21 protein-coding genes are annotated in these 26,205 nt (G+C 56.9%); 13 read left to right on the top strand and 8 right to left on the bottom strand.

Annotation, left to right across the window (positions count from 1 at the left end):
• Window positions 1–17: 17 nt before the first annotated feature.
• The gene (locus tag LA5095_RS01735; protein ID WP_055111384.1) at window positions 18–665 is read right to left on the bottom strand and encodes a GntR family transcriptional regulator; all 648 of its coding nucleotides are present in this window, start codon (window positions 663–665) and stop codon (window positions 18–20) included.
• Between the two features lie 139 nt (window positions 666–804).
• Here LA5095_RS01735 and dctP point away from each other — a divergent pair, with 139 nt between their 5' ends.
• The 5 genes from dctP to LA5095_RS01705 all read left to right on the top strand — a co-directional run bounded on the left by dctP (window position 805) and on the right by LA5095_RS01705 (window position 5,494).
• Complete coding sequence (gene dctP / locus LA5095_RS01730; RefSeq protein WP_055111382.1) at window positions 805–1,788, top strand: TRAP transporter substrate-binding protein DctP; 984 nt, start codon at window positions 805–807, stop codon at window positions 1,786–1,788.
• A 59-nt stretch (window positions 1,789–1,847) separates the two neighbouring features.
• The gene (locus tag LA5095_RS01725; protein WP_055111380.1) at window positions 1,848–2,381 is read left to right on the top strand and encodes a TRAP transporter small permease; all 534 of its coding nucleotides are present in this window, start codon (window positions 1,848–1,850) and stop codon (window positions 2,379–2,381) included.
• Window positions 2,381–3,694, top strand: coding sequence for a TRAP transporter large permease (locus tag LA5095_RS01720; RefSeq protein ID WP_055111378.1), 1,314 nt, complete (start codon window positions 2,381–2,383; stop codon window positions 3,692–3,694). The genes LA5095_RS01725 and LA5095_RS01720 overlap by 1 nt, the downstream gene beginning before the upstream one ends.
• A gap of 24 nt (window positions 3,695–3,718) precedes the next feature.
• Entirely contained in the window at window positions 3,719–4,504 is a 786-nt protein-coding gene (locus LA5095_RS01715; protein WP_055111375.1) for a maleate cis-trans isomerase family protein, read from the top strand.
• 258 nt (window positions 4,505–4,762) lie between these two features.
• Window positions 4,763–5,494 (top strand): spermine/spermidine synthase domain-containing protein, encoded by a 732-nt coding sequence (locus LA5095_RS01705; RefSeq protein ID WP_055111370.1) that lies wholly within the window; start codon window positions 4,763–4,765, stop codon window positions 5,492–5,494.
• A gap of 143 nt (window positions 5,495–5,637) precedes the next feature.
• Here the strand turns inward: LA5095_RS01705 and LA5095_RS01700 are convergent, their stop codons facing one another.
• Entirely contained in the window at window positions 5,638–6,015 is a 378-nt protein-coding gene (locus LA5095_RS01700; RefSeq protein ID WP_055111368.1) for a VOC family protein, read from the bottom strand.
• Between the two features lie 39 nt (window positions 6,016–6,054).
• Between LA5095_RS01700 and LA5095_RS01695 the strand changes: the two genes are divergently transcribed.
• From LA5095_RS01695 to LA5095_RS01675, 5 genes are all read left to right on the top strand, one after another.
• Window positions 6,055–6,603, top strand: coding sequence for a winged helix-turn-helix transcriptional regulator (locus LA5095_RS01695; RefSeq protein WP_055111366.1), 549 nt, complete (start codon window positions 6,055–6,057; stop codon window positions 6,601–6,603).
• Window positions 6,604–6,892: 289 nt separating this feature from the next.
• Window positions 6,893–8,686 (top strand): FAD-dependent oxidoreductase, encoded by a 1,794-nt coding sequence (locus LA5095_RS01690; RefSeq protein ID WP_055111364.1) that lies wholly within the window; start codon window positions 6,893–6,895, stop codon window positions 8,684–8,686.
• Window positions 8,683–10,563 (top strand): 2-oxoacid:acceptor oxidoreductase subunit alpha, encoded by a 1,881-nt coding sequence (locus LA5095_RS01685; protein WP_055111362.1) that lies wholly within the window; start codon window positions 8,683–8,685, stop codon window positions 10,561–10,563. The genes LA5095_RS01690 and LA5095_RS01685 overlap by 4 nt, the downstream gene beginning before the upstream one ends.
• Window positions 10,563–11,612: a 2-oxoacid:ferredoxin oxidoreductase subunit beta gene (locus LA5095_RS01680; RefSeq protein ID WP_055111360.1), complete on the top strand. Its 1,050-nt coding sequence runs from the start codon at window positions 10,563–10,565 to the stop codon at window positions 11,610–11,612. Before LA5095_RS01685 ends, LA5095_RS01680 begins: the two co-directional genes overlap by 1 nt.
• Before the next feature lie 94 nt (window positions 11,613–11,706).
• A complete protein-coding gene (locus tag LA5095_RS01675; protein ID WP_055111358.1) occupies window positions 11,707–11,979 on the top strand; it encodes a GNAT family N-acetyltransferase in 273 nt (90 codons plus the stop codon).
• A gap of 90 nt (window positions 11,980–12,069) precedes the next feature.
• Here the strand turns inward: LA5095_RS01675 and LA5095_RS01670 are convergent, their stop codons facing one another.
• On the bottom strand, window positions 12,070–14,229 hold the full coding sequence (locus LA5095_RS01670) for a malate synthase G (RefSeq protein WP_055112629.1): 2,160 nt from the start codon (window positions 14,227–14,229) through the stop codon (window positions 12,070–12,072).
• A 227-nt stretch (window positions 14,230–14,456) separates the two neighbouring features.
• Between LA5095_RS01670 and LA5095_RS01665 the strand changes: the two genes are divergently transcribed.
• Together LA5095_RS01665 and LA5095_RS01660 are read left to right on the top strand one after the other, a co-directional pair.
• Window positions 14,457–15,377, top strand: coding sequence for a DMT family transporter (locus LA5095_RS01665; protein ID WP_055111356.1), 921 nt, complete (start codon window positions 14,457–14,459; stop codon window positions 15,375–15,377).
• Window positions 15,378–15,442: 65 nt separating this feature from the next.
• Window positions 15,443–18,253, top strand: coding sequence for a cation:proton antiporter (locus LA5095_RS01660; RefSeq protein WP_082442725.1), 2,811 nt, complete (start codon window positions 15,443–15,445; stop codon window positions 18,251–18,253).
• 33 nt (window positions 18,254–18,286) lie between these two features.
• On the opposite strand, the gene LA5095_RS01655 is transcribed toward LA5095_RS01660, so the two are convergent.
• The 5 genes from LA5095_RS01655 to LA5095_RS01635 all read right to left on the bottom strand — a co-directional run bounded on the left by LA5095_RS01655 (window position 18,287) and on the right by LA5095_RS01635 (window position 24,513).
• Window positions 18,287–19,093, bottom strand: coding sequence for a mechanosensitive ion channel family protein (locus LA5095_RS01655; protein WP_055111354.1), 807 nt, complete (start codon window positions 19,091–19,093; stop codon window positions 18,287–18,289).
• 125 nt (window positions 19,094–19,218) lie between these two features.
• Window positions 19,219–20,736 carry an ankyrin repeat domain-containing protein gene (locus LA5095_RS01650; RefSeq protein WP_055111353.1) on the bottom strand — a complete coding sequence of 506 codons (1,518 nt, stop codon included), beginning with the start codon at window positions 20,734–20,736 and terminating at the stop codon, window positions 19,219–19,221.
• Between the two features lie 187 nt (window positions 20,737–20,923).
• On the bottom strand, window positions 20,924–21,787 hold the full coding sequence (locus LA5095_RS01645; RefSeq protein ID WP_055111351.1) for an SDR family oxidoreductase: 864 nt from the start codon (window positions 21,785–21,787) through the stop codon (window positions 20,924–20,926).
• A 178-nt stretch (window positions 21,788–21,965) separates the two neighbouring features.
• Window positions 21,966–22,709, bottom strand: a complete 744-nt coding sequence (locus LA5095_RS01640) for a crotonase/enoyl-CoA hydratase family protein (RefSeq protein WP_055111349.1) — start codon at window positions 22,707–22,709, stop codon at window positions 21,966–21,968.
• Window positions 22,710–22,731: 22 nt separating this feature from the next.
• Entirely contained in the window at window positions 22,732–24,513 is a 1,782-nt protein-coding gene (locus tag LA5095_RS01635) for an acyl-CoA dehydrogenase (protein ID WP_055111347.1), read from the bottom strand.
• A gap of 209 nt (window positions 24,514–24,722) precedes the next feature.
• On the opposite strand from LA5095_RS01635, the gene LA5095_RS01630 reads away from it, so the two are divergent.
• On the top strand, window positions 24,723–25,715 hold the full coding sequence (locus LA5095_RS01630) for an L-threonylcarbamoyladenylate synthase (protein WP_055111345.1): 993 nt from the start codon (window positions 24,723–24,725) through the stop codon (window positions 25,713–25,715).
• The last annotated feature ends 490 nt before the right edge of the window (window positions 25,716–26,205 follow it).

Raw genomic sequence — 26,205 nt, 5'->3', positions numbered from 1 at the left:
ACGCTATTTGGGACATGCTATCTGGATTCGATTGCCTCCAAAATAATAGGTAGTCGCTGACCTTGCAGCATCATGTGATCCCTCATGAGATCATCAGCTTCCGCACCTTTGTTTTCAAGAATCGCCTCTGCGATTCTTGCGTGTTCCTCGGTTGACTTCTGAAGCCTTCCGCGCATCTGGAACGGCATCGCGCGATATGGGTTGATATGTCCGGCAAGCTGTTCGATCTGTTCAACAAGCCTGCTGTTGCCTGCTGCCAGATGAATAGACTCATGAAATGCCAGGTTGGCCTTTGCGTATGCGGTCTTGTCATCCCGGTTGACCGCGTCGCGGCACAACTGCATGGCCGTCTCGATCGATGAGGCGTCCTCACCGGTCAATCGCTCCGCTGCCAGGCGGCAAGCCATGCCTTCCAATTCGGCAGCGACTTCGAACAAGTCAATGAGTTCCTTTGCCGTCAGAACTCTTACGAAAGCTCCCTTTCGAGGCCTGGTTTCGAGCAACCCGCTGTCGACGAGAGATCTCACCGCCTCTCGAACGGGTGTGCGCGAAACATCGAAACGCTCGGCCAATGCAGCCTCTTCCAATTGATCCCCCGGTCGCAAGGCACCGGAACGAATTTCATTCCGCAGTGTCTCGATCAATTGGTCAGCAACGCGCGCCATCTTAGTCAATCCCTTGATTTCTGTCTCTTTTTAGACTGCACCTTTCAGCTTGTCGATACGTATGTTGACACATATGTATTTTTAAATTACCTATATGTATACATATAAGTCTTATTTGTACCAACAGGAGGAAGCTATCATGAAATCAACCCTGCTCGCCGCGGCTGCAATTGCCTCGATTTTTTCCACCCACTCCGCACAGGCATCGGAACTTCGCCTGTCGCATCAATGGTCCACCAAGGACATTCGCCACAACGTGGCACAGATGGTGGCGGACGAGGTTGCCGCCGCAGACGTGGATCTCACCATCAAGATCTTTCCGTCAAAATCGCTGTTCAAACCGCGCGAGCAGTACAAGCCGCTCAGCAGGGGACAGCTCGACATGACGGTCTTTCCCCTGAGCTATGCCGGCGGCCAGCGACCGGCGTTCAACCTGACCCTGATGCCCGGTCTGGTGAAGAATCACGACCATGCGTCCCGCCTTTCGGACTCGCCCTTCATGGATGAATTGAAGGCGGAAATGGAGAAAGACGACGTCATGGTGCTCGTTGACGGCTATCTCGCCGGCGGTTTTGTCGGAAAAGACAAGTGCATCACCAGGCCGGAAGATGTTTCCGGGCTTCAGACCCGTGCAGCCGGAAAGTCCTTCGAGCAAATGCTGGTCGGCGCAGGCGCTTCGATTGCATCCATGGCATCGTCCGAAATCTACAGCGCGATGCAGACCGGAGTTCTGGATGCCGCGAATACCTCGTCATCATCTTTCGTGTCGTACCGGATATTCGAGCAGGTCAGTTGCTACACTCCGGCTGGCGATGTGGCGCTCTGGTTTCTCTATCAGCCATTGTTGATGAACAAGTCCACTTTCGAGGGATTGAACAGCAGTCAGCAGGAATCTCTGCTTGCAGCGGCCGAGAAGGCCGAGGCCTTTTATCTGAGCCAGGCAAAAATACAGGATGCCGCTTCAGTCGAAGTCTTTCGAGAAGCAGGCGTCGAGATTGCAGAGATGACACCAGCAGATTTCAAGGCCTGGCGCGCGCTCGCAAAAGACACTGCCTACAAGTCCTTCGTCGAGTCCGTGCCCAACGGACAGTTCCTGCTGGATTTGGCGCTTTCGGTCGAATGACCCAGTCAGGGCGGCCTGACCCAGGCCGTCCATTCCTCAAAACGCAAATGGAGTGAAAAATGGCTCAAGAACGCACTGGTGGTGCGCGGGTCGGAGCGACCGGCGTCATAAGGCAGATTTCCGAAGTCTCCGGCTGGATCGCGGCGACCATGATCCTCGGCGCAGTGTTCCTCACCTGCCAGATGATCTTCATCCGCTTTGTCCTCAACGGCTCGACTGTTTGGCAGACCGAAATCGTCGTGTACCTGGTTGTCGCCGCAACGCTTCTCGGACTGCCCTTCGTGCAGAAGCACAAAGGGCACGTCAATGTTGACCTTCTGCCGATGTGGCTTGGGCCTAAGGGTGCCAAGCTGCTGAGGGTGGCAACCACCCTCTCCTCTCTTTGTATCATCGGCGTCTGCAGCTTCTACGGCTACGAGTACTGGCATCTTGCCCTTACCCGAGGCTGGACATCGGACACCGTTACCGCCGTACCGCTCTGGATTCCCTACCTGGCCCTGCCGGTCGGGTTCGGGCTTTTGTTTCTTCAGCTTGCATCGGATTGCGCGGATACGTTTTTCAACCTTTCCGAAAAATCGAATGGAGCAGTCTGATGGACCCTCTTCTACTTGGGTCAGTCGTCGGACTGATCACAATCCTGATATTGTTCAGCGGCATTTCGGTCGCCATGGGCCTGCTTCTCGTGTCTGCCGTTTTCCTGGTCATCTTCGATGGCATGAGATCTCTGGAACTGATGCCGGAAATATTCTTCGGCAAGCTCGACAGCTTTGCGCTCCTGTCTATCCCGATGTTCATCATCATGGGCGCGTCAATTGCCTCGACCAGAGCCGGTGCCGATCTTTATGAAGCGCTCGAACGCTGGCTGACGAGGGTTCCCGGCGGCCTTGTCGTCTCCAATCTTGGTGCCTGTGCGCTCTTTTCCGCCATGTCCGGATCCAGTCCTGCGACCTGTGCCGCAATCGGCAAGATGGGCATCCCGGAAATGCGCAAGCGCGGCTATCCTGAGGAAATCGCCACCGGGTCGATCGCCGCCGGCGGCACTCTCGGCATTCTCATTCCTCCTTCCATCACAATGATCGTCTATGGTATCGCCACCGAGACATCCATTGGACGGCTGTTTCTTGCCGGGGTGATCCCGGGCCTGTTGCTGGTAAGCCTCTTTATGGCCTGGTCGATCTATGCAACGTGGCGCTCAGGGGAACGATCGGCGGCACAAGTCAGCTATTCCTGGAGTGACAGGGTAGAGATCCTCCCGCGCGTTCTTCCCTTCATCGCGATTATCGTGGGTGTGCTCTACGCGATGTATGGCGGTGTTGCGACACCGTCCGAGACCGCCGCGGTCGGCGCTCTTCTGTGCCTGTTGGTTGCCATGGTGATTTACAGGCTCCTAAGCCCCAGATCCCTTTGGGCAGTTCTGCGCGACAGCACCAAGGAGAGCGTGATGATCCTTTTCATCATCGCGGCCGCCGGCGTGTTTTCCTACATGCTGTCCAGTCTGTTCATCACGCAATCGATCGCCGCCTGGATCGGCGACCTTGAAGTCAACCGCTGGGTGCTGATGGCGGCGATCAATTTCTTCCTCATCGTAGCAGGGTTTTTCCTGCCACCGGTTGCAGTCATCCTGATGGCAGCCCCAATCCTCTTGCCGGTAATCGTCAGCGCCGGATTCGACCCGATCTGGTTCGCGGTGGTGCTGACCATCAACATGGAAATCGGGCTGATTTCCCCGCCGGTCGGCCTCAATCTCTACGTGATCAACGGAATCGCACCGGATATTTCGCTCAAGAAGATCCTGGTCGGGTCCCTGCCGTTCGTCCTCTGCATGCTTGTTGCGATTCTCCTGCTGTGCCTGTTCCCGGGTCTCGCAACTTGGCTTCCGGACCTCGTCATGGGACCCGCTTACTAAACCGGCCTCGAAAGGAGAAACAACATGACCAACTCATCAAAGTATCGCCGCATCGGACTGATTGTCCCAAGCTCCAATGTTACCATGGAAACCGAGATACCGGCCCTGCTGAAAGCGCGAGAGACGATCCTGCCGGACCGCTTCACGTTCCATTCCTCGCGCATGCGCATGAAGTCCGTCGTCAAGGAAGAGCTGGAGGCGATGGATGCCGACAGCCTGAGATGTGCGACCGAACTCTCGGATGCGGCCGTCGAAGTGCAGGCCTATGCCTGCCTGGTGGCCATAATGTCCATGGGTTTGGGTTATCATCGCACCTCTTCGGAAAAGTTGCACAAGGCTACTGCCGAAAGCGGTTGTCCAGCGCCTGTGTTGAATTCAGCCGGCGCGCTGGTAGAGAGTTTGCATGAGATGAGCTTCAAGAAAGTCGCAATCATCTGCCCGTACATGAAACCGCTCACCAGACTCGTTGTCGAGTACATCGAGAACGAGGGTATCGAAGTGCAGGATTTCCTGGCGCTGGAAATTCCCGACAATCTGGACGTCGCCTCTCAGGACCCGGCAGCGCCGGCCGAACTCTGGCGCAAGCTGGACGTGCGGGGCGTCGACGCGATCGTTGCTTCGGCTTGCGTGCAGATGCCATCGCTTCCGGCGATCGAGATGATCGAGCGTGCATCGGGGCTGCCTACCGTCTCGGCCGCTGTGGCGACAACGCGCAAGATCCTCCAGAATCTGGGCCTGACCGAGGTTGCGCCGGGCGGTGGCGCGCTCCTGTCGGGCGGGCAGCTCGCACGGCTTCCGAAAGTTGCCTGAGACCATCGGAAAGAGGGGCCTGGATGAGGCTGCGGATCAGGTCGAAACTCGCATTGATGCCGGCTTGGATGCTCGACAGGGCAAAGGCCAAATGCGTTTTTCAGGAGCAATTCATAACCCCTCCGGCTCCGGAAAGTCCGGCTCTTCAAGCCCAAGGACAGACCACCCAAACAAGGACCGAGGCACCCGCGTTCGCATTTTGGCTGTTATTGTCGGTTGCCTCTTTCCAAATCATCGAGTTGTCGCCATGGTGCGCTGATGAGTGCCATGTTTGAAGAACTTGATTTTGCCCCCACGCCAATTGGCGCAATATCGCTGCGTCGGCGGCATATCCTGGCCCTGAAGACCGACGTCTTTGAAATCCTGCTCGGCGACGAGCATTTGATGTCGAGCCTTTTCACGGCCTCCGAAGTGGCGTTGGCCGAACTCGGCCTCTCCGCCTTGGCTGACGACAACCTGGATATTCTGGTGGGCGGTCTCGGCTTGGGTTACACCGCCCAGGCGGTGCTTGCGCATGATGCGGTGTCCAGGCTCACGGTGATCGATCTTCTGGAGCCGGTGATCCGCTGGCATCAGGAGGGGCTTGTGCCCATGAAAACCGAATTGGCCGATGATCACCGCTGCCGGCTGGTGCAAGGAGATTTTTTTGCGCTGGCATCTTCGGAAACCGGATTCGACGCACAACAGCCTGGTCGTCAATACGATGCCATTCTGATCGACATCGACCACACGCCGGAGCGGTTGCTGCATGGCGGGTCGGCCGGGTTCTATACTGTCGATGGCCTCAGCAACTTGCAGCGTTTCCTGAAACCCTCCGGGATTGTCGGGCTTTGGTCCGACGAGAGGCCTGATGAGGCGATAACCGGATTGCTTGGTGGCGCATTCGCACAAAGCTGGGCAGAGCCGGTTGTTTTCGCAAATCCCTTGCAGGATGGGCGCGAGATCACTCAAACAGTTTACCTGGGTCGCAAGGCACCAGCTGAGATCTGATACCGTTCCCTGTTTTCCGCCCCTAACTGGTATTGTCGTCCGGCCAATCCGATCTCGATCCGCGTCCTTGCTGCCTGCTACCTCACGTTCGAAAATGCCGAAGCGCACGACCGGCAGCAGGCACCACCAGGGTCAATATCGGATCAGGTGTTGCCGGTAAGGTCCTGTGCGAGCATCAAGGCATTGCCGTCCGGATCATAGAATGTCGCCGTCTTGACCATGCCCTCGACGACGTCGGTTTCGCCATCGAATTTCACCTCCGCCTGTTCCAGTTTGTTCCTGGCCGTGTCCAGATCCGCGATCCCGAAAACCGGAACGCAATTGCCGGGTGCCGGCTGGGCATGCTCCCCCAGCCCTATGGTCACTCCGGCGGTGTTGGTCTGAAGCTCCGACCAGCCTGCTTCGTCCGCATGATAGAGCACCTCAAACCCCAGCATCTTCCCGTACCAGTTCGCGCTTACGTGACGGTCCTTGACCGACATCGCAATCGTGATGGTTTGCTCCAACGAAATTAACGACATGATCTTCCCTTTCGACTCAAAATATACTAACTATACTTTATGGACATTAGTCTTTTTGTCAACATCACGTCAAGGGCCTGGGCAGTCCCGATCCTGTCGAGCCTGCATGAAGGTGTTGCCGGTCGACAGGCACCATTGCTAACGGCAACCGGTGCGAGCAGATCGGCCTTTGCCCAAAGCATCGAGCATCTCATCAAGATGGGTTTGCTGGAAAGGAATCCAGGCCATGGTCACCCTCTGCGACCGGAGTTTCGCCTGACAAAGGCCGGTCAGGCAGCTGCTTCACTGGCAAACAGAATTCACATTGCATCAAAAAACGAAGATCAGAATTTGCTGCGGCGATCATGGACCATTCCCATTCTGACGTCGCTTCAAAGACCTCGTTACTTCAACGAAATCAAACGGGATCTGTCGACTATAACCGACAGGGCACTGTCACAATCCCTGAAGGCCATGGAGACCCGGCATTGGGTGCGGCGAAGCGTCAACGATGCCGCCCGCCCGCCCAGATCCCTCTATGAAACAATTAATTTCGGCAGTAAAGTCAGTCAGATAGCTGGCACAGAGATCAACATTCCCACAAATTAGGGCAAGGGCAGCCGATCAATTCCGGGGTCGAATTTTATTTAGCTCGGGATCTGAACTCGCAGTCGGGCATGTGCAAATCCCTGTCGTTCAAAGAACGCACAGGCAGCCTGGAAACCGCCCCTTATCGCCTCTGATTTTTAGCATTGCCCGGACGCTGTGCCTCCTCGTTACAAGTATCCGAAAGTCACATAGCGTCTCCGCGACAGCAATGTAGTCTTTACATACGACTTTGCGACGCGCTTTAATTTCAACAGCCAAACGTCTTGGACTCGATGGGAGGGGAGAGGACTTGCAAGCCACCGACACGACGAATCCGGAATATTTCCACAAGGTCGTCGACTGCCAATATGCCTGCCCAGCTCATACGCCGGTGCCTGCCTATATTCGCCTGATCGCTCAGCAACGATACACCGACGCCTATCTGATCAACTGGGAAAGCAACGTGTTTCCCGGCGTGCTCGGCCGCACCTGCGACCGGCCTTGCGAACCCGCCTGCAGGCGCGGCCGTGTCGAAGCGGAACCCGTCGCGATCTGCCGGTTGAAGCGTGTTGCTGCAGACTTCAAGGATGAAGTAGCCGACATGCTTCCCAAGGCCGGTCCTCCCAATGGCAAGAAAGTCGCGCTGATCGGTGCAGGTCCTGCGTCGCTGACGGTTGCCCGGGATCTTGCCCCCCTTGGTTACGAGGTGCACCTTTACGACGCGCAGGCCAAGGGCGGCGGCTTCATGCGCAGCCAGATACCCTCCTTCCGACTGCCAGAAAGCGTGCTGGATGAAGAAATCGGCTACATCCTGAACATGGGTATCTCGACAGTGTTCAACACCTATGTCGACAGCATGGCCGGGATGTTGACCAAGGGATACGACGCGATCTTCGTCGGCTCCGGTGCGCCGCGGGGACGAGATCTTCCCAAGCTGCCCGGCCGCAAGGAAGCTGACGCGAACATCCATATCGGAATCAACTGGCTGGCCAATGTTGCCTTTGAACATACAAAGGAGATCGGCAAGCGCGTGATTGTCCTTGGCGGCGGTAATACCGCCATGGATTGCTGCCGGACTTCGCGCCGACTTGGCGGGGAAGAGGTGAAGGTCATCGTCCGCAGCCCGTTCGCCGATATGAAGGCCTCGCCGTGGGAAAAGGAAGATGCTGTTCACGAAGGCATTCCGATCATCGACAACCACGTCCCGCGCGAATTCGTCATCGAGAAGGGCAAGCTCGTCGGCATGACATTCGACAAGGTCGAGGCGATCTACCAGGAAGACGGTCGGCGTGACCTGGTATCAACCGGGGAAGACCCGGTGTTTTTTCCATGTGACGATGTGCTGATCGCAATCGGCCAGGAAAATGCCTTCCCCTGGATCGAAAAGGAGACCGGCATCCGCTTCACCAGCTGGGGAACGCCGATCATCAACGACGACGAGACATTTCAATCCACCCGCAAAGAAGTTTTCTTCGGCGGCGATTCAGCCTTTGGACCTTCCAATATCATCACCGCCGTGGCGCATGGGCACAAAGCGGCGGTATCCATCGACCTTTATTGCCAGGGCAAGAACCTGTCCAAGCGACCGCCACCCCACGTGACCCTGGTGGGACAGAAGATGGGTATTCATGAATGGAGTTATGATTCCATTCCAATCACGGACGAGCGCAAGATTGTGCCGCTGGAGGATCTCAAGAAATCCCTGAACGACCGTATGGTCGAAGTCGAACTGGGTTTCGATGTCGAGACCGCCTTTATCGAAGCCGAACGTTGCCTGAATTGCGATGCGCAGACGGTGTTCACGGACGCCAACTGCATCGAGTGCGACGCCTGTACGGACATTTGTCCCACAAGCTGCATAACGTTCACGCAGAACGCTCCTGAAGGCGAACTGCGCAACAAACTTCTGGTTCCGGCCGAAAACACCGATCAGGATCTTTATGTTTCCGGCACTCTGCCGACCGGCCGCGTGATGGTGAAGGATGAAGATGTCTGCCTGCACTGCGGGTTGTGCGCCGAACGTTGCCCGACGGCAGCCTGGGACATGCAGATGTTCCTCTACAACATGGCGAAAGCGACGCCTGACCTGGTGGACGTCAAATGAAGCAGATCAAGGGTATCAACGATTTCGTGGTGAAGTTCGCCAACGTAAACGGTACAGGTTCGGCTTCGGCCAACCATCTGTTCGCGAAAGCGATTTTCCGGATGGGTGTCCCCGTCAGCCCGCGCAATATATTCCCGTCCAATATCCAGGGCCTGCCAACCTGGTACGAGGTACGCGTCAGTGCAAAAGGTTATCTGGGCCGCCGTGGTGGCGTTGATCTGATGTTGTGCGTCAATCCGCAAACGATGGAAGACGACATCGCCAGCATCGCGCCCGGGGGATATTTCGTCTACGATTCCACCAGACCGCTGGCACCGCATCTCAAACGCGACGACATAAGTTATTTCGGTATCCCGCTGACCGCGATGTGCATGCGCGAGTTCAAGGTTGCGCGATTGCAGCAACTTTTGAAAAATGTTGTCTATGTGGGTGCACTTGCGGCTCTGCTGGATGTCGATTTCTCGATCCTCAAGGACCTGTTGAACGACCAGTTCAAAGGCAAGGAAAAACTGATCCTGCCAAATGTCCACGCGCTGGAAATGGGGTATCAGTTCGCACAGGACAACTTTTCCTGTCCGTTGCCGATCCGGCTGGACTCCAGCGTGATTGACGCGCCGCATATCCGCGAAAGCAAACACATCCTGATGAATGGCAATACAGCCGCCGCCCTTGGTGCGATCTATGGCGGGGCGACGGTTGCGGCATGGTATCCCATTACCCCGTCGACATCCGTGGTCGACGCATTTTCCAAATATGCCGAACGAATGCGGATCGACGCGGGCACCGGCAAACGGAACTTTGCGATAATACAAGCGGAAGACGAACTGGCGGCCATGGGTATCGTCGTCGGTGCCAGCTGGAATGGTGCGCGGGCATTTACCGCCACCTCCGGCCCGGGCCTTTCGTTGATGAGCGAATTTCTGGGCCTGGCATACTTCGCGGAATTGCCCGTCGTGCTGATCGATGTCCAGAGATCCGGACCGTCGACCGGAATGCCGACGCGAAGCCAGCAATCGGACATATTGGCCGCCGCATATGCCAGCCACGGCGACACCAAGCACGTGCTGCTCTTCCCCGCGACGCCGCGGGAGTGCTTTGACATGACTGTTCAGGCCTTTGACCTTGCCGAGCAACTGCAAACACCGGTTATCATGATGTCCGATCTCGATCTGGGCATGAATGACTGGATGTCGCCGCCGCTGGAATGGGACGACGATTACGAGATGAGCCGAGGAAAGGTCCTGGACGCCGAAGCGCTGGACGAGGCTGAATCGTGGGGACGCTACCAGGACGTCGATGGCGACGGTATCTGCTATCGTACACTGCCTGGCGCGCATCCGGACAAGGGCGCATTCTTCACGAGGGGATCGTCAAAAAATGAAATGGCGATCTATTCCGAGAAAGGCGAAGATTACGTCCGGAATGTCGATCGGCTTTTGCGCAAGTTCGAGACCGCAAAATCCTATGTTCCAGAACCCAAGGTTCACGACCCGATCCCGGTAAAGAAGCCGAAAACCAAACTGAAGCTTGGTGCGCTCTTCTTCGGGACCTCGGCCTCGCCGTCTTACGAGGCGGTTGAAATACTGGCTGAAGAGGGCTACCCGATCGACGTCATGCGGATCCGCGCCTTTCCTTTCCACAAACGTCTCGACGCGTTCGTTCACGACCACGACATGGTTTTTGTGATCGAGCAAAACCGGGATGGTCAGATGCGGCAGCTCATCATGAACGAGTGCCATATCGCGCCCGACAAGTTGACTTCGGTTCTCAACTACTCGGGGACACCGATCACGGCGCGCACGATCGCCCGTCAAATCCGTCAGGCGTTGAATGTCGATAGCGCCGATATCGTCGAGCTGCATCCGGAGATTGCCTGATGTCCTATTACAAGCCGAAATTCCAGCATCCCAAACTCCCCAAAAACGAGCTGGGCTATACGGTCGCCGACTACGATGGTGCCGTTTCCACGCTTTGTGCGGGGTGCGGGCACGACAGCATTTCAGGTGCAATCCGAAACGCCTGTTTCCTGTCGGCAATCCCCCCTCACCGCATCGCCAAGCTTTCCGGCATCGGCTGTTCCTCGAAGATGCCCACATATTTTCTTGGCAAGAGCCACGGATTCAATTCCGTGCATGGCCGCATGCCGTCCGTTGCGACCGGTGCCAGTGTCGCCAACCGTGATCTGATCTATCTCGGTGTGTCCGGTGACGGCGACACGGCCTCGATCGGCATGGGTCAGTTCGTTCACCTGATCAGACGCAACGTGAACATGACCTACATTGTCGCCAACAACGGCTGCTATGGATTGACCAAGGGTCAGGACAGCGCCACTGCAGATCTGGGGTCAGTCGGCAAATACGGTGTAAAAAACCCGTTTGACGGTATCGACCTGGCCAGTCTCGCGGTTTTGCAAGGGGCAAGTTTTGTCGCACGCAGTTTCTCGGGCGACAAGGAACAGCTGGAGCCCCTGATCCGCGCCGCGATGGCTCACAGGGGCTTTGCCTTCATTGATGTCGTTTCTCCCTGTGTCACCTTTGCCAACAATGTCGGCTCGACAAGAAGTTACGCCGCCACCCGTGACAATCTGGATGCAATGCCGATCGACTTCGTGCCGATGCGCGAAGAGATTCGAACTCAATACAAGGAAGGCTCAAGTCAGACGGTGACACTGCACGATGGCTCCATTATCCATCTGCACAAGGCGAGCAGAAAATACAAGCCGGACAGCCGGGAGGACGCCCTCATGGCCTTGCAGACAGCCAATCGCACCGGAAAGGTGCTGACCGGGCTGCTCTACCTCGACACCGACTCGCAGGATCTCAACCACACCCTGGCACTCGCAACCAAGCCGCTGAACAGCCTGGGCAAGGATGAACTGTGTCCCGGAAGCCGGGTGTTGAAAAGCATCAACGAAGGACTGCGATAGTCCCCGGTCGGGTGGAGACCTGCTCCCGGTACGGTTCTCCACCACACATTCAGCTCCGGTAACGAGAAAGAGGACGCAATGCCGTGGAAGCACGGTGTCCGTTGACTGCATCGGCAAGCAAGCCTGGTGGGGCATGCTTGCCATCGATCCTTCTCATCGAGGTCAGGGGCTCGCGCTTGATCTTGGTGCACAGGCTATTTTGGAGATGAACTCAGATTTCGGTGTCAAAGATTTCATGCCGGGCGTTCAACCCGGAAATTCCGCTTCGGAGGCTGTTTGCGGTCGTATGGGCCTCGTCCCCGGGGAATTCGCCATTATCGGGTGCGCCGACCCGCAAGCGTTGGCAAATGGCCGGATGACGAAATAGGATTATCCCGTGTCGAACTGACTTGCGAGGCGGCCCTGCCGGCCACCTCGTCTCCCCCTCAGCCAACCGGCCCGGAAGCCGTGTTTGTCGTCAGGCAATCTTCGCCTTGAACTCGCTCCGGCGACGATGGAGAACCGGTTCCGTGTAACCGTTCGGCTGGCGTGTTCCATCGATCACCAGTTCGCAGGCGGCCTGAAAGGCAATGGACTCGTCATAGTTTTCAGACATCGGACGGTAAGCCGGATCACCGGCATTCTGGCCATCTACGACAGCTGCCATCCGTTTCATGGTTTCCATGACCTGGTCCCTTGAGACCACGCCGTGATGCAGCCAGTTGGCGATGTGCTGCGACGAGATCCGCAAGGTTGCCCGGTCTTCCATCAGCCCGACATTGTTGATGTCCGGCACCTTGGAACAGCCGATCCCCTGCTCAACCCAGCGCACGACATAACCCAGGATACCCTGGGCGTTGTTGTCGAGTTCCGCCTGGATATCCTGCGGTGTCCAGTTCGGGCGTTCAGCCACAGGAATGGAAAGAATATCTTCCAGCTTCGCGGATTCACGAGATTTCAGCTCTGCCTGCCGCGCCGAAACGGAAACCTTGTAGTAGTGAAGTGCATGCAATGTTGCCGCCGTCGGGGACGGAACCCAGGCAGTGTTTGCGCCCGACATCGGGTGACCGATCTTCTGTTCCAGCATGGCCTGCATCAGGTCCGGCATTGCCCACATTCCTTTTCCGATCTGGGCATGACCCGGCAAGCCGCAGGCAAGACCGACGTCTACATTGTTGTTTTCATAAGCGCTAATCCAGGTCGAGGTCTTCATGTCACCCTTGCGGATCATCGGACCTGCTTCCATGGATGTATGCATTTCGTCACCGGTGCGGTCGAGGAAGCCGGTATTGATGAAGAACACACGGTCCTTTGCCTGGCGGATACATTCCCCCAGGTTGAGTGTCGTGCGACGCTCTTCGTCCATGATGCCCATCTTGAGCGTATTGCGCTCCATGCCCAGCGCATCCTCTACCCGATCGAAAAGCCGGGAAGCGAACGCGACTTCTTCAGGCCCGTGCATCTTGGGTTTGACGATATAGACGGAACCTGCACGGCTGTTGAGATTTCCACCGTTCGGGCCGATGTCATGCAGCGCGATCAGCGAAGTGATCATGCCGTCGAGCATACCTTCCGGCACTTCGTTGCCGTCCTTGTCCAGAACAGCGTCAATGGTCATGAGATGTCCGACATTGCGGACCAGTAGAAGCGAGCGGCCGTGAAGTGTCAGCGCGCTGCCGTCGGGCGCCGTGTAGTGCCGGTCGGCATTAAGCCGGCGCGTCACCTCTTTGTCTCCCTTGCGGAAGGATTCTTCCAGATCACCCTTCATCAACCCGAGCCAGTTGGTGTAGATGACGACCTTGTCTTCCGCGTCGACAGCTGCGACCGAGTCTTCGCAATCCATGATCGTGGACATGGCCGATTCCAGAACCACATCGGACACATGTGCCTTGTCGGTCTTTCCGATCGGATGCTGCGCATCGATGTTGATTTCCAGATGCAGGCCGTTTTTCACCAACAGGATCTTGTATGGTGCTGCCGTCTCGCCCGAGTAACCGGCAAACTGCGACGCATCTTCCAGGGTGGTCTCACCATTTTCTGTCGCAATTTTCAGGACTTCGTTCTGAATGCTGAAACCGGTCGCATCCGACCAGCTTCCCGCAGCAAGAGGAACCGCTTCATCGAGGACGTTGCGGGCGTAGGCAATCACGTCTGCAGCACGTGCCATGTCAAATCCACCGGCTTGCGGTTTCGATCCCATGGCGTCGGTGCCATACAGCGCGTCGTACAGTGATCCCCAGCGGGCGTTCGCTGCGTTCAGTGCGTAGCGCGCGTTCATGACAGGCACGACCAGCTGTGGGCCGGCGACAGTTCCGATTTCCGGGTCCACCTTGTCAGTGCCAACCGCAAAGCCCTGGCCCTGTGGAACAAGATAACCGATTTCGCTCAGAAACGTCTTATATGTCGCCATATCCGGTGTGCCCGGATTCGCCTTATGCCAGGCATCGACCTTTTCCTGAATTGCATCGCGCTTTGCCAGAAGGTCCCGGTTTTCTGGAGCCAGATCATGAACCAGTGCCGAAAGGCTCTTCCAGAAATGATCTTGATCTACACCCGTTCCGGGCAGGGCCTGTTCATTCACGAACTCGAAGAGTTCGTTGGCAACTTGCAATCCATGGGCGTCTGTACGGGCGGTCATAATTGTCTCCACGCGATGGGCTCGTGTCATGTTGTATGAATGTGTGTTTTGGGGGCAAAGCGGGTCATCGTCAATTGCACGACAGCACTCATGACTTTTTCCATTTTGGAAATAATACAGATTATTATCTCCATCATATTGTCTTCCAGGCAAAGAATGGGCTTTTAGTCCTCTCCGCAATCCGGTACCGGTGACAACTCTGCCAGGATTTCCTCACAAGGCTCTTCATGTTCGCGATTGCAAGACGATTTGGTGACCTCACCTATGGCAATGCCTTTGTCATGCTGACGCTGACAACCCTGTTCTGGGGAGGCAACACCATCGCGGGCCGCCTCGCTGTCGGTGAAGTGTCCCCCATGATGGTCGTGTTTCTGCGCTGGCTGATCGTCGCGGCTATTTTCGTCCCCTTGTTCTGGTCCAGAATACGATCCGACTGGCCTCTCATGCGTCCCTATTTTTCACGCATGATCCTGATGGCCGCCTTCGGCTTCGTCGGCTTCAATTCGCTTTTCTATATTGCCGCCACCCAGACCACTGCAGTCAACCTGGGCATCATCCAGGGGTCGGTGCCGATCATTGTTCTGATTGGCTCTGTGATCGCATTCGGAACAAAGGTCCGCGTTTTGCAGGTGCTGGGAATTCTGCTGACGCTTGTGGGAGTGACCATAATCGCAGCCCAGGGCAGCCTCGATGTCCTTCTTTCGCTGGCCGTCAACCCGGGTGACGGCTATATGCTGCTGTCCTGCGTTCTGTATTCCGGGTATGCGCTTGCGCTCAGGGACAGACCGAAAATCTCGGGACTGACCTTCTTTGCGGTGCTTTCCGGCATCTCCGTCCTTGCCTCGATACCGGGGCTCATTTTCGAAGTTTCGACCGGAACAGCTCAATTGCCTTCGTTCGACGGATGGCTCGTGGTTCTCTATATCGCGGTCTTTCCGTCGTGCCTCTCCCAGATTTTTTTCATGCGCGGTGTCGACCTGATCGGCCCGGCAAGGGCCGGTGTTTTCGTCAACCTCGTTCCGATCTTCGCGGCGGCCCTTGCCGTAACCATCTTGAATGAGCCTTTCAAATGGCACCACGGTGTCGCGCTCACGATGGTGCTTGGCGGGATCTGGCTTTCAGAACGGAAGGCAGGGCGCGGGAATTGAACGTACAACCCAACTAAAAACGCGGCGAATTTGATATCGCCTCATTCGCAAGGCACAGTGCGTTTATGGAAACACCTTTAATTACAGGCGCCTTCGCGCTTTTATTGATAACGATCTCACTATTGCAACCGCTCGCCCGGCGGCTGGGGCTTGCCCCAAGTGTTCTGCTCGCCATCGTGGGAACGCTGATCGGAATTTCGGCGACCTATCTTTTTTACACAAGCCACACCAACCGCTTCGACGATTTTGCCCAAATCTTCGCGGATCCTCCCCTGGACTCGGAGATGATCCTCTACATGTTCCTGCCGCTCCTGCTGTTTCAGACAACTCTGACACTCGATATCAGGCGTATCCTGGAGGATATCGTTCCGATCCTGGTCATGGCTGTCGTGGCGGTGTTCGTTGCAACCGGATTTATCGGTTTTGCGCTCTTTCCGCTCACGTCGTACTTTCTGTCGCCTGAAATTACCTTGATCGTCTGTCTCCTGCTGGGGGCGATTGTCGCGACGACCGATCCGGTTGCCGTTGTCGCGATCTTCCGGGATATCGGTGCCCCTGCAAGGCTGGGTCGGATCGTGGAAGGCGAAAGCCTCTTGAACGATGCCGCCGCCATCGTGATTTTCGTGATCCTGCTGGGAATTCTGACGCAACAGCAATCGCTCACACCGGGCGAAGCTGTCGTGGCCTTCGGCCGTTCTTTCGTCGGTGGTTTGGTCGTCGGTGCGGTTCTGGCGCGCATTGCCGTCAGCCTGTTGTCCCTGATGCGCGACCTGCCGCTTGCCCAGGTTACGCTGAGCCTTGCGCTTCCCTACGGCACCTACGTGCTGAGCGACCAGTTTGTCGACGTTTCAGCTGTCGTGGCCGTTGTCTGTGCAGGAACCATATTCAACCTATATGGGCTTGCGCGTATTCAGCCCGCCAGCTGGCAGTTTCTTCATGCTGTCTGGGAACAGCTGTCCTTCTGGGCTGCCTCACTGATCTTCCTGCTGTCCGCGATCCTGATCCCGAAACTGGTGGCGGGGTTTGCTCCGATCGACATCCTCCTGCTCATCGTGGTGATTGTCGCATCGCTGGCAGCACGGGCAGTCGTGATATTCGGGTTGCTGCCTGTGATGAGCCTGTTCGGTGCGGGACAGTCGGTCAGCAACAAGTACAAGACCGTCATCCTTTGGGGTGGAATGCGCGGTGCAGTGACGCTGATCCTCGCGCTCAGTGTTTCCGAACACGCCATACTCTCCGAAGAGGTGTCCGGGTTCGTGACGAAGCTTGCAACCGGCTTTGTCCTGTTCACCCTGCTCGTCTACGGAACCAGCCTTAAGCCGCTGATCCGCCTTCTCGGCCTGGACCAGCTGAACGCAAGGGACGAGGCTCTCAGGACGCAGTTTCTGTCACTGGCCCTCTTGGATGTGCGTTCCGAACTCGAGACGGCTGCGAAAAGCTATCATATCAACGAACGCGTGACGACGAACGTTCTCAAGGGCTACGAGAACCGGGCTGCCGCGGCCGCTTCGGAAACGAACAAACTGGAAGAACTCAAGGACTGGGACCGTGTGCGCATGGGTCTCATCGCCCTTGCAGATCGTGAACAACAACTCGTTCTGGAACATTTTCACGAAAAGACGATCTCCGGTCGCGCTGTCTCACGGTTCCTGACCCTGACCGGACGGACAGGCGACCTGACCCGCAGCGACGGCCGCTCCGGCTATAACAAGGCAACGCGGCAACCCTTGAAGTTCGGATTCGGCTTCAGACTGGCACAGACGCTTCAAAGGCGATTGCGGATCACCCGGCCCCTTGCCAATCAACTCGCCGACCGTTTCGAGTTTCTGCTGATTTACCGGATACTTGCCGATGAACTGGTTGATTTCAACGACAGCCGCATCCGTCCCTTGATGGGAGACCGCGTCGCCGACATTCTTCTCGATACTCTCAGCCTGCGGCAGGATGAAACGATCCAGGCGATTGATGCGCTGCGACTGCAATATCCGGATTATGCCGACTCGCTCGAAGGCCAGTTCCTGTTGAAGGCCGGTGTGCGGCTGGAAGAAACGGCCTATGACGAAGCCAAGGGCCAGATGCTGATCGGCACCGAATTGCATCGGGACCTGTTGCGAGATGTTGAAAGGACGAGAAGAACGAGCCACACGAGGCCAAAGCTTGATCTGGGTCTGAAGACCGGTGACCTGGTGAGCGCGCACCCTCTGTTCAAGGATCTGCCCCGCAAGCAGCAGAAGGCTATCCGGCGCATGATGCGGCCCCAATTCGCAACCCCGCGCGAGAAGCTGATCCGTCGGGGCGACCGGGGTGATGCAGCCTATTTCATCGCCTCGGGAGCAGTGGAAGTTCAGGCACCCACGCACAGCGTTCGTCTCGGGCGAGGCGATGTCTTCGGGGAAATCGCACTCATGACCGGTGGGCGGCGCAGTGCCGACGTTGTCGCGCTTGGCTATTGCCAGTTGCTGAGTCTCGGCGCTCATGATTTCAAGTCCCTGATGGAGCAGCACCCGGACTTGCGCGAACACGTTGTGGCGCTGGCCACCAATCGGCAGCTGATGAACACGGACAAGGCCGAACACGAAATCGAAGACCCTGTCGTTCCCCAATTCACACTAGACGACCCACCTGAAGACCAGACGTCTGAAAATGACGAAGCAGGGAACATGGACGGCGATCTGGATCAATCGACAAGTGAACTGCCGGAGGGTCCAGAAACTGACACCTCGACGGTGGAAATAGAGATCACCGAAGAGATCAAGGTGACCGAAACCATCAAGATCGCCGAAGACAAGGAACTGCCTGACACGCATCAGGACAGTGATACGGACGCTGACGAAAAGACAGGCAATGTTACAAAAAAGGAGACCGCATCCGGGTGATGCGATCTCCAAAGCCGATACGGTTCCGGCGTTTTATCCCGCCTTTTGAATTTCGACCGAATGCGGATAGGGGATAGAGATGCCCCCGGCGTCGAACGCTTCCTTGACCGCCTTGAGCATGTGGAACTTCAATTCCCAGTAGTTTTCGGCGGCACACCACAAACGCACGCCCAGATCGACCGAGCTGTCACCGAGATTGGTCACACGCACCCACGCCTCCGGATCCTTGTGTACGCGCTCGTCCGCATTGGCGACATCCAGAATGATCTGGATCGCCTTGTCGACGTCGTCGCCGTAGTCGATGCCAAAGGTGAGGTCCAGCCGCCTCGTGTCATGTGCCGAATAGTTGGTCACGACCGACCCCCATGCCTGGCCGTTCGGCATGATGATCTGGACATTGTCCGGTGTCACGAGTTCGGTCACGAAGATGTTGAGATCCTTCACAGTGCCGGAGGTTCCGCCAACGTCGACAAACTGGCCGATTCTGTAGGGCCGGAAGATGATCAGCATCACCCCGGCCGCGACGTCACTCAAGGTTCCCTGTAACGCCAAGCCGATCGCCAGCGTACCGGCGCCGAGCACCGCGACCAGGCTGGTCGCCTCGATACCGAACAACTGCAGGACAGCTATCAACGTGATCAGCAGGACCAGCCAGCGAACGATCGACGCGGCAAAACCGCCAATCGTGTCGTCGATCTGAGGGTGACTGACAATCCGTCGCCGCACCAGTCCGGACAGCATACCTGCGACTATCCAACCTATGATCAGGACAACGACGGCTTTTGCCGCGTTGATGAGAAGCGGAGCGTAAGCACTCACCTGATCCATTGCGCCTTCCATGAAGCCCCTCCTTGATAACCGAGCCTAACGATAATGTTTCAATACCAGACTGAACGACCAACCAAAACAACCGGTCCTTCCACCGGAAATTGGGGGCGGACCAAGCCGTCCACCCCCAAACACTACTAGCGGCTAGCGTCCCGCCAGTCTTCGAGAAACTGCACCATATCCTCGTTGCCACACCCTGCAATGAAGTTCGGATAAAGAACACTGCCTGCTTCCAGGAGCAGTCGAGCGCACGCCAAGTGATCCGCTTCCGGTCTTTTGGGGGCAAATTCCGAACCGTGAATGACAGTATCGAGTGCATCCCCGCCGTAGTCATTCTTGCGGGTTAGGTCCGGGCCGAGTGACAGAAAGTAAGCCATTTCTTCGCGGAGCCCGTTCCAACCGGCCACATGCAAGGGTGGCAAGCCCATGCTGTCCGTCACATCCGGGTCCAGTCCGGCTGACACCAGCCGTTGCATGTGACCGAGATTACCGGGAATGAAGGCAAGTCGCGTCAAAAGTCCCTTGTCCTCGTCGCTCAGATGCGTGACATCCAGAGGACCCGGCGCAGGGCCGTTGTCAGCGCACGCGGCGAGAACCATCTCGTTCCGGTCAAGCGGTTCGGCATATCCCTTCTGGTCCAGAAATGCGGCAACCGGTCTGTTTCCGTAGATCATCGCCATGGCGTAAGGGGTGTGACCGTCCCAGCGGGCAACCGGGTCGGCGCCGAATTTCAGCAACAACTCGACGATTTTCACCGAGCACCCCCGTCGCGCTGCCTGATGGAGCGATGGAATCGTGTTCATCGGTTGCCCGCTCGGGTGGTCAGGCACGGTCAGATTTGGGTCGGCTCCCGCTTCCAGCAACAGACGGACCATCTCCGCGTTGTCGAAATCGAGTGCGCGTGGCAACGCGTTGGTACCATCAGGCTTGGCCCCGTGCCTCAGGAGCAATTCAAGCGCTTTGGTATGTCCAAGTTCGGTGCTGTGATAGAGGCTTTCGTCGTCGTTCGGATTGGCACCTTGTTCCAGCAACCATCTGCCGAGAGCAAAATTGTCCGCGTGGCAGAGTGCTCCGTAAAGCGCAGACAGTTTGTAGTCACCCTCTGGCTCCGGAGAATAACCTTCGTCCACATCGGCTCCGTGGCTGATCAACAAATCGGCTATCGCAGTCATGTCTGTTGATTTATCAGGCCTGCGATGAATGTCTTTTGAATAGGCCAGGTGAAGAATTGGAGACCGGATGCCAACAACACGGGTCGCCGCCGAAGCATCTGCCTCGATTGCTGTGCGGACGGCTTCAAGATCGTAAAGTGCAATCTGGAGGCCCAGATTGTCATTCTTGAGGTCCGGATCGCCCTGAAGCAGTTTCTCCGTTACCCAATGCTGGCCGAAATATAGTGCCACCTTGAGCCGTTCGGCACGCTGTGCCCGGCTCATGGCTCCGCTTTCGATCGCAAATTTCAGTTTTGGCCAGCTTTCATGGCCTCCTTCTCGCGCGATTACGTGGAGAAAGTCAGCATGCCTGAGCTTCTTCTCAACGCTCACGTGTTTCACAACACGCGCAATCGCTTCCGGATCACCTTTGGCATGCGACTTGCGCAACCGGCGCGCCGCATTCTTGTAATTTTCGAGTTCCTGGAAATTGCCGTCCGACATGGCTTTTCTCCTGTTCAAACTGCCCGGGCGATCCGCTGGGTTCGGGCGCAGGTGAAAAACCGGCTATCATCGTCGTGTGTCAGGGTACTTTCGCTTTCCGCGGATCCGGCTGCCGCCCTCGTCGGCACCTAAAAGCTGCATGAACGAGCCGCGGAATGCAAGCCCGTTCACAGGTGATGACCATCATTCAATCCTTGGCCGGTCCAAGATCGGCCGGCGCGTCGACGCCCTCGGGGACGAAGAAATCCGGCGCAAGTGCAAGACTGGGGTCGACCCGGTACTTGTCAAAATCGGTGACACCCCTGCTTGCCAGGAATGTATCGTCGATCACGAACTGACCGGTAAAATCTCTTGACGGCGAGACGAAGATTTCATGGGCCGCATCTGCAAGAATGTCCGGCGTACGGCTCTGCTGCATCATCTTGTCGCCGCCGATAATGTTCTTGATCGCTGCCGTTGCGATGGTCGTCCTCGGCCAGAGCGCGTTCACCGCAATCCCCTTGGATCTCAATTCCCCGGCAAGGCCAAGAACAACGAGGCTCATTCCGTATTTGGCGATGGCGTAAGGCGTAAAGGGTGCAAACCACTTTTCCTGCATGTCGAGTGGTGGCGACAACATGAGGATATGCGGGTTGTCGGCGTTTTTCAGATGCTCAATCGCGTGTTTGGAACAGGCCATTGTCCCACGCGTGTTCACCTGGTGCATCAGATCGAACCGTTTCATGTCGGTCTGCTGCAGGGGCGTCAGCTGAATGGCGCTCGCATTGTTGACCAGAATGTCCAGGCCTCCGAAATGGTCCGCCGTCCTGTCTATTCCCGCCTTGACAGCTTCATCGTCGCGTACGTCAAGGACAAGTGGCAGCGCCTTGCCACCTGCAGCCTCGATCTCTTCGGCTGCCGTATAGATCGTGCCTTCGAGTTTCGGATGCGGTTCGGCCGTCTTGGCCGCTATTGCGATGTTTGCACCGTCCCTGGCTGCCCGTAGCGCAATCGCCTTGCCGATACCGCGCGAGGCGCCGGTGATGAAGAGTGTCTTACCCTTCAAGGACATGATTTTCTCCTCCAGAGTGTCGCCATGGCGGCGATGGTTTGATTGTGCTGATCATTCAACTCGCGTTTCGTGTCCGTGCACCATTCCGGATTGTAGCGCGAGCGGCAATGTCGGCATCCGGCAAGCACTTGGCAACAGTCCGACCGGAGCACGTTCATCGCCTGCATTCATTGTCAGGTCAGGCCTTCTTTTTCGACATGAAGGCCTGGAACGCGGCGATTGTTTCGGGTGCCGTCAAGCGCTCCGCAAAGATCCTGATTTCTTCTTCGACCCGTTCGGAAACGGCCTGCGTGTCTCCTCGCAAAAGTTTTCGCGACAAGGCCATGGCTTCCGGTGGCTTTGCCGCAATCTGCCTGGCGCAGGACAGCGCGGCAGTCTCGACGTCTTCTTCCACGATTTCGTTGACCAGTCCGATCTGCGCAGCCTTGTCCGCCGTCATTGGATTGCCCAGACACAGCAATTCAAAAGCTCTTGCGTGACCCATGAGTTGCGGACCGAGCAGGCTGGATCCGGCTTCCGGCACCAGTCCGAGATCGACAAACGGTGACCGGATAAAAGCGCGCCGGCTGGCAAATACCATGTCGCAATGCATCAGCAAGGTGGTGCCGACCCCAATCGCAATGCCGTCAACAGACGCGACCAGCGGCTTTTCGTTGCGCACGAGCGCGCGCAGGAAGCGCACAACCGGCGTCTCCGAGATTGCGACCTTGCCTGCATACTGAAGGAAGTCACCAATATCGTTGCCCGCTGTAAACACGTCCGGCTGCCCGCAGATGAGATGACACCGCACCTCGCCATCCGTGTTTCCTGTTTCCAACGCTTCGGCAAGGTCGGTGTACATGGCGCCCGTCAAGGCGTTTTTCTTTTCGGGCCTGTCCAGACGCAGGATCTGAACGCCGTCTTGCAGGCTTTTGCGGATCATTCCAATACTCCGATCAGGCTGTTCAGGACGCAAGGGCTTCGGCGTCAAAGGCCTGAATGGCTTCGGCCGACAAAACGATATCCGACTTCAGGCCTGCCGTTTCGCCGAGCACCGTTTCACAGAAACTCCGGGCCAGGAGCGTCCGTTCCGCCAAACGCGCGGCCGGCTCCGACACGGATCGCAGCGCCCCCTTGGCCAGCAGTGCGCCGCCCAGTGAAAGGCCCGCGACACGCAGATACGGCGTCGCACCGGAAAGTGCGTCCGCAATCCGGCCTTCGGCCTGAGCTGAAAGCATGAATTCGGTGGCCTCTTCAAGATCTCGAATGCTTGCGTTCAGCCGGTCTGCGGTCGCACCGAATTCTGGGCGATTTGATGCCGCAACCTCATCTGCGATCGCCTTGAGTTCTGCGATGAAACCGTTGATCTGAGTGCCACCCGATTGTGGCAGTTTACGCATAACGAGGTCGATCGACTGAATGCCGTTCGTCCCCTCATAGATTGGTGCAATGCGGGCATCGCGCAGGTGCTGCGCGGCACCGGTTTCCTCGATGTAACCCATACCGCCGTGAATCTGGACGCCGAGTGACGCCACTTCAACGCCGAAGTCTGTTGAGAGAGCCTTGGCTATCGGTGTCAGAAGACCAGCACGTTCGTTCCAGAATGTTCGTCCCTCGTCGTCGTCCGCGATACTGGTCATGTCGATGGCATGCGCGCAGGCGTAACAAATCGCGCGGGCAACCTGGGTCTTGGATTTCATTGTCAGCAGCATGCGTTTGATATCGGGATGGCGCGCGATCGGGCTCATGCCTTCGCCCTTGTCGCCTGGCGCCCTGCCCTGCTTGCGCTCAACGGCATAGTTCAGCGCATGCTGATATGCCCGTTCGGCAACACCCAACCCCTGGATGCCGACCGCAAGGCGCGCGTTGTTCATCATCGTGAACATGCAGGCAAGGCCTCGGTTCTCCTCACCGATCAGCCAGCCTGTCGCGCCGCCGTCGTCGCCGTAAATCATGGTGCAGGTGGGCGACCCGTGGATCCCCATCTTGTGTTCAACACCGGCCACGCGGACATCGTTCCGAGCCCCAAGAGCACCGTCGTCGCCGACCAGGAACTTCGGCACCAGAAACAAGGAAATCCCCCTGGTCCCGGCGGGCGCGTCCGGCAAGCGTGCAAGTACCATGTGAATGATGTTGTCGGTCAGGTCGTGATCTCCGTAGGTGATGAAGATCTTCTGGCCAAAGATGCGGTATGTTCCGTCATCATTCCGCTCTGCGCGGGCTCGCAACGCATTGAGATCCGAACCGGCCTGAGGCTCGGTCAGGTTCATGGTCCCCATCCATTCACCGCTCACCAGCCTGGCCAGATATTTTGCCTTCAATTCATCCGAGGCATGTTTTTCCATGGCCTCCACCGCGCCGATGGTCAGCGTCGGGCCGATCGCGAATGACATGGACCCCGAGTTCCACATCTCAAGCGCAGCTGCCGAAAGCATTTGGGGAAGCCCCTGCCCGCCAGATTCCGGATCCGCCGACAAACCATTCCAGCCACCGTCAATCCATGCATGATAAGCTTCGCGCCATCCCGGTGGTGTGGTTACTTTCCCGTCTTGAAGCGGTGTACCGTGCTTGTCAGCAACCGCGTTCAGCGGTGCAATTTCTTCGGCGGCAAACCTGCCTGCTTCCGCGACAATTGCGTCGACAAGATCATCTCCCAGTTCAGCGTAACGCGTATTTTGCTGCAGGTCGCCAAGGCCGCAGACATGTTTCAGCGTGAAGGCGATCTCGTCAACTGGAGCGCGATACATTCAGGTCCTCCCAAGACCGGCCGTTTTCGGCAATTGTCGGTTTTCGCCATCCCAAGCTTGACGGAGGCGGTACTTGTCCGCAAAAGGCGCATGAGACAGGTATTTGACAGGACAATAGACCAGTTGACGTTAACGTCAACCCGTACCGCAACGGCATGTCATTGTCTTTTTGTTTAATACACAATGCCGGAAGCCGCAGAGATCAGGACATGCAACGCTGGACCCTCGATTTGAACAGACCGGACTGGCGGAACGCTCTCGAAGCCTCTGCCGTTTGCTCGGCGATTACAAACGGTGAACTGGTGGCGGTGCCAACTGAAACGGTCTACGGACTGACGGCTGATGCCACCAACGGAGAAGCATGTGCGAAGATTTTTGCAGCCAAGGGCAGGCCGCAATTCAATCCGCTGATATCGCACGTCGCTTCGCTTGCCGATGCACAACGGCATGGAGAGTTTGACAGCCCGGCGCTGGACCTCGCCAAGGCCTTCTGGCCGGGACCCTTGACCCTTGTCGTCCCGAAAAAGAAGACTTCGACCATTTCCGACCTCGCAACAGCAGGTCTGTCGACAGTTGCCTTGCGCGTTCCGGAGGGGCCAGTCATGCGGTTCCTGTCGGAAAAGACGGGCTGTCCCCTTGCAGCGCCCAGTGCAAACCGCTCGGGAAAAATCAGTCCGACACGGGCTGACGACGTGATTGCCGACCTCGAACCCTGTCTCAGCTTCATTATTGATGCAGGGCCGTGTTCCATCGGGATCGAATCCACGATTGTCGGGCTCACAGACGGTACGCCCAGACTGTTACGGCCGGGTGGGACAACGCGTGAAGACCTGCAAGGCGTCCTTGGTTCAAGCCTTCAAGGTGCACCCACAAATGTGCAACCAGATGCGCCAGAGGCACCCGGCATGCTCCTGTCACACTATGCGCCGAACGCAAAAATGTCCTTGAATGCTTGCGAAGCGGTACCATCAGACGCCTTGCTGTCCTTCGGACCCGACAGGGTGCCCGGCGCGGATCAGGCTTATGCGGAATTCAACCTCAGCCCGAGAGGGGACTTTGCAGAGGCAGCAGCCAACCTCTTTCGGGGGATGCGGACCCTCGACGCCAGCGGTACGAATACCATTCGGGTACAGTTTATCCCCAGCTTTGGGTTGGGTGAAGCAATCAACGACCGTTTGCAACGAGCAGCCGCACCTCGTTGACGGAATGGGGCTGGCCACGCGCGTCTGCGACAGGTGTTGTGTTGTCCCTACCTCGTTGATGCAATTTTCAGCTGCAATCGAAAACAGCATATATTTCAGCGTTTCACGATAGACACTTGTTTTGTCAGTTGAACCACGTCCGCCTAAAGTTATCACAGCACCAAGGCAAGCTTCCAATATAACAGATAAACAAAAATCAAGTTCACTCGCATTTAAAATCTTGGCAATTCATACAAGGAACAGTGAGTGCAAAGGTCTGCTTCCAGACTTATCAACAAGTTGCATAGGCTGAGTTACGGTAAAAAGCTCGCTTTACGTTACGAGAATCACTTAGTCTTGTTGTCAGAATTGAGATGCAGCGGACCTCCCCTCGGGCATTGCGGTGCTCGCACCTTTAAACGGCCGGCCAAAGAGCCGGCCTTCTTTTTGAGCCGCTCACCCGCTGCAATCACGCATTTGTCGCTCTTCTTAAGACCTATCATCAATTGAC

Origin of the sequence: Roseibium album (assembly GCF_001404515.1) — a bacterium.
GTDB lineage: Bacteria > Pseudomonadota > Alphaproteobacteria > Rhizobiales > Stappiaceae > Roseibium > Roseibium album.
The sequence above is the reverse complement of the archived record's forward strand: the minus strand, read 5'-3'. Positions and strand labels throughout refer to the sequence as shown.

What these genes read in the sequence shown, in the direction of transcription:
- LA5095_RS01645 (WP_055111351.1), bottom strand. Translation starts at nt 21,787, where the DNA reads ATGTCCTTGAAGGGTAAGACACTCTTCATCACCGGCGCCTCGCGCGGT.
- LA5095_RS01650 (WP_055111353.1), bottom strand. Translation starts at nt 20,736, where the DNA reads ATGTCGGACGGCAATTTCCAGGAACTCGAAAATTACAAGAATGCGGCG.
- LA5095_RS01655 (WP_055111354.1), bottom strand. Translation starts at nt 19,093, where the DNA reads ATGGAAGGCGCAATGGATCAGGTGAGTGCTTACGCTCCGCTTCTCATC.
- LA5095_RS01660 (WP_082442725.1), top strand. Translation starts at nt 15,443, where the DNA reads ATGGAAACACCTTTAATTACAGGCGCCTTCGCGCTTTTATTGATAACG.
- LA5095_RS01695 (WP_055111366.1), top strand. Translation starts at nt 6,055, where the DNA reads ATGGACATTAGTCTTTTTGTCAACATCACGTCAAGGGCCTGGGCAGTC.
- LA5095_RS01680 (WP_055111360.1), top strand. Translation starts at nt 10,563, where the DNA reads ATGTCCTATTACAAGCCGAAATTCCAGCATCCCAAACTCCCCAAAAAC.
- LA5095_RS01635 (WP_055111347.1), bottom strand. Translation starts at nt 24,513, where the DNA reads ATGTATCGCGCTCCAGTTGACGAGATCGCCTTCACGCTGAAACATGTC.
- LA5095_RS01735 (WP_055111384.1), bottom strand. Translation starts at nt 665, where the DNA reads ATGGCGCGCGTTGCTGACCAATTGATCGAGACACTGCGGAATGAAATT.
- LA5095_RS01670 (WP_055112629.1), bottom strand. Translation starts at nt 14,229, where the DNA reads ATGACCGCCCGTACAGACGCCCATGGATTGCAAGTTGCCAACGAACTC.
- LA5095_RS01640 (WP_055111349.1), bottom strand. Translation starts at nt 22,709, where the DNA reads ATGATCCGCAAAAGCCTGCAAGACGGCGTTCAGATCCTGCGTCTGGAC.
- LA5095_RS01715 (WP_055111375.1), top strand. Translation starts at nt 3,719, where the DNA reads ATGACCAACTCATCAAAGTATCGCCGCATCGGACTGATTGTCCCAAGC.
- LA5095_RS01630 (WP_055111345.1), top strand. Translation starts at nt 24,723, where the DNA reads ATGCAACGCTGGACCCTCGATTTGAACAGACCGGACTGGCGGAACGCT.
- LA5095_RS01720 (WP_055111378.1), top strand. Translation starts at nt 2,381, where the DNA reads ATGGACCCTCTTCTACTTGGGTCAGTCGTCGGACTGATCACAATCCTG.
- LA5095_RS01725 (WP_055111380.1), top strand. Translation starts at nt 1,848, where the DNA reads ATGGCTCAAGAACGCACTGGTGGTGCGCGGGTCGGAGCGACCGGCGTC.
- LA5095_RS01705 (WP_055111370.1), top strand. Translation starts at nt 4,763, where the DNA reads ATGAGTGCCATGTTTGAAGAACTTGATTTTGCCCCCACGCCAATTGGC.
- LA5095_RS01665 (WP_055111356.1), top strand. Translation starts at nt 14,457, where the DNA reads ATGTTCGCGATTGCAAGACGATTTGGTGACCTCACCTATGGCAATGCC.
- LA5095_RS01685 (WP_055111362.1), top strand. Translation starts at nt 8,683, where the DNA reads ATGAAGCAGATCAAGGGTATCAACGATTTCGTGGTGAAGTTCGCCAAC.
- LA5095_RS01700 (WP_055111368.1), bottom strand. Translation starts at nt 6,015, where the DNA reads ATGTCGTTAATTTCGTTGGAGCAAACCATCACGATTGCGATGTCGGTC.
- dctP (WP_055111382.1), top strand. Translation starts at nt 805, where the DNA reads ATGAAATCAACCCTGCTCGCCGCGGCTGCAATTGCCTCGATTTTTTCC.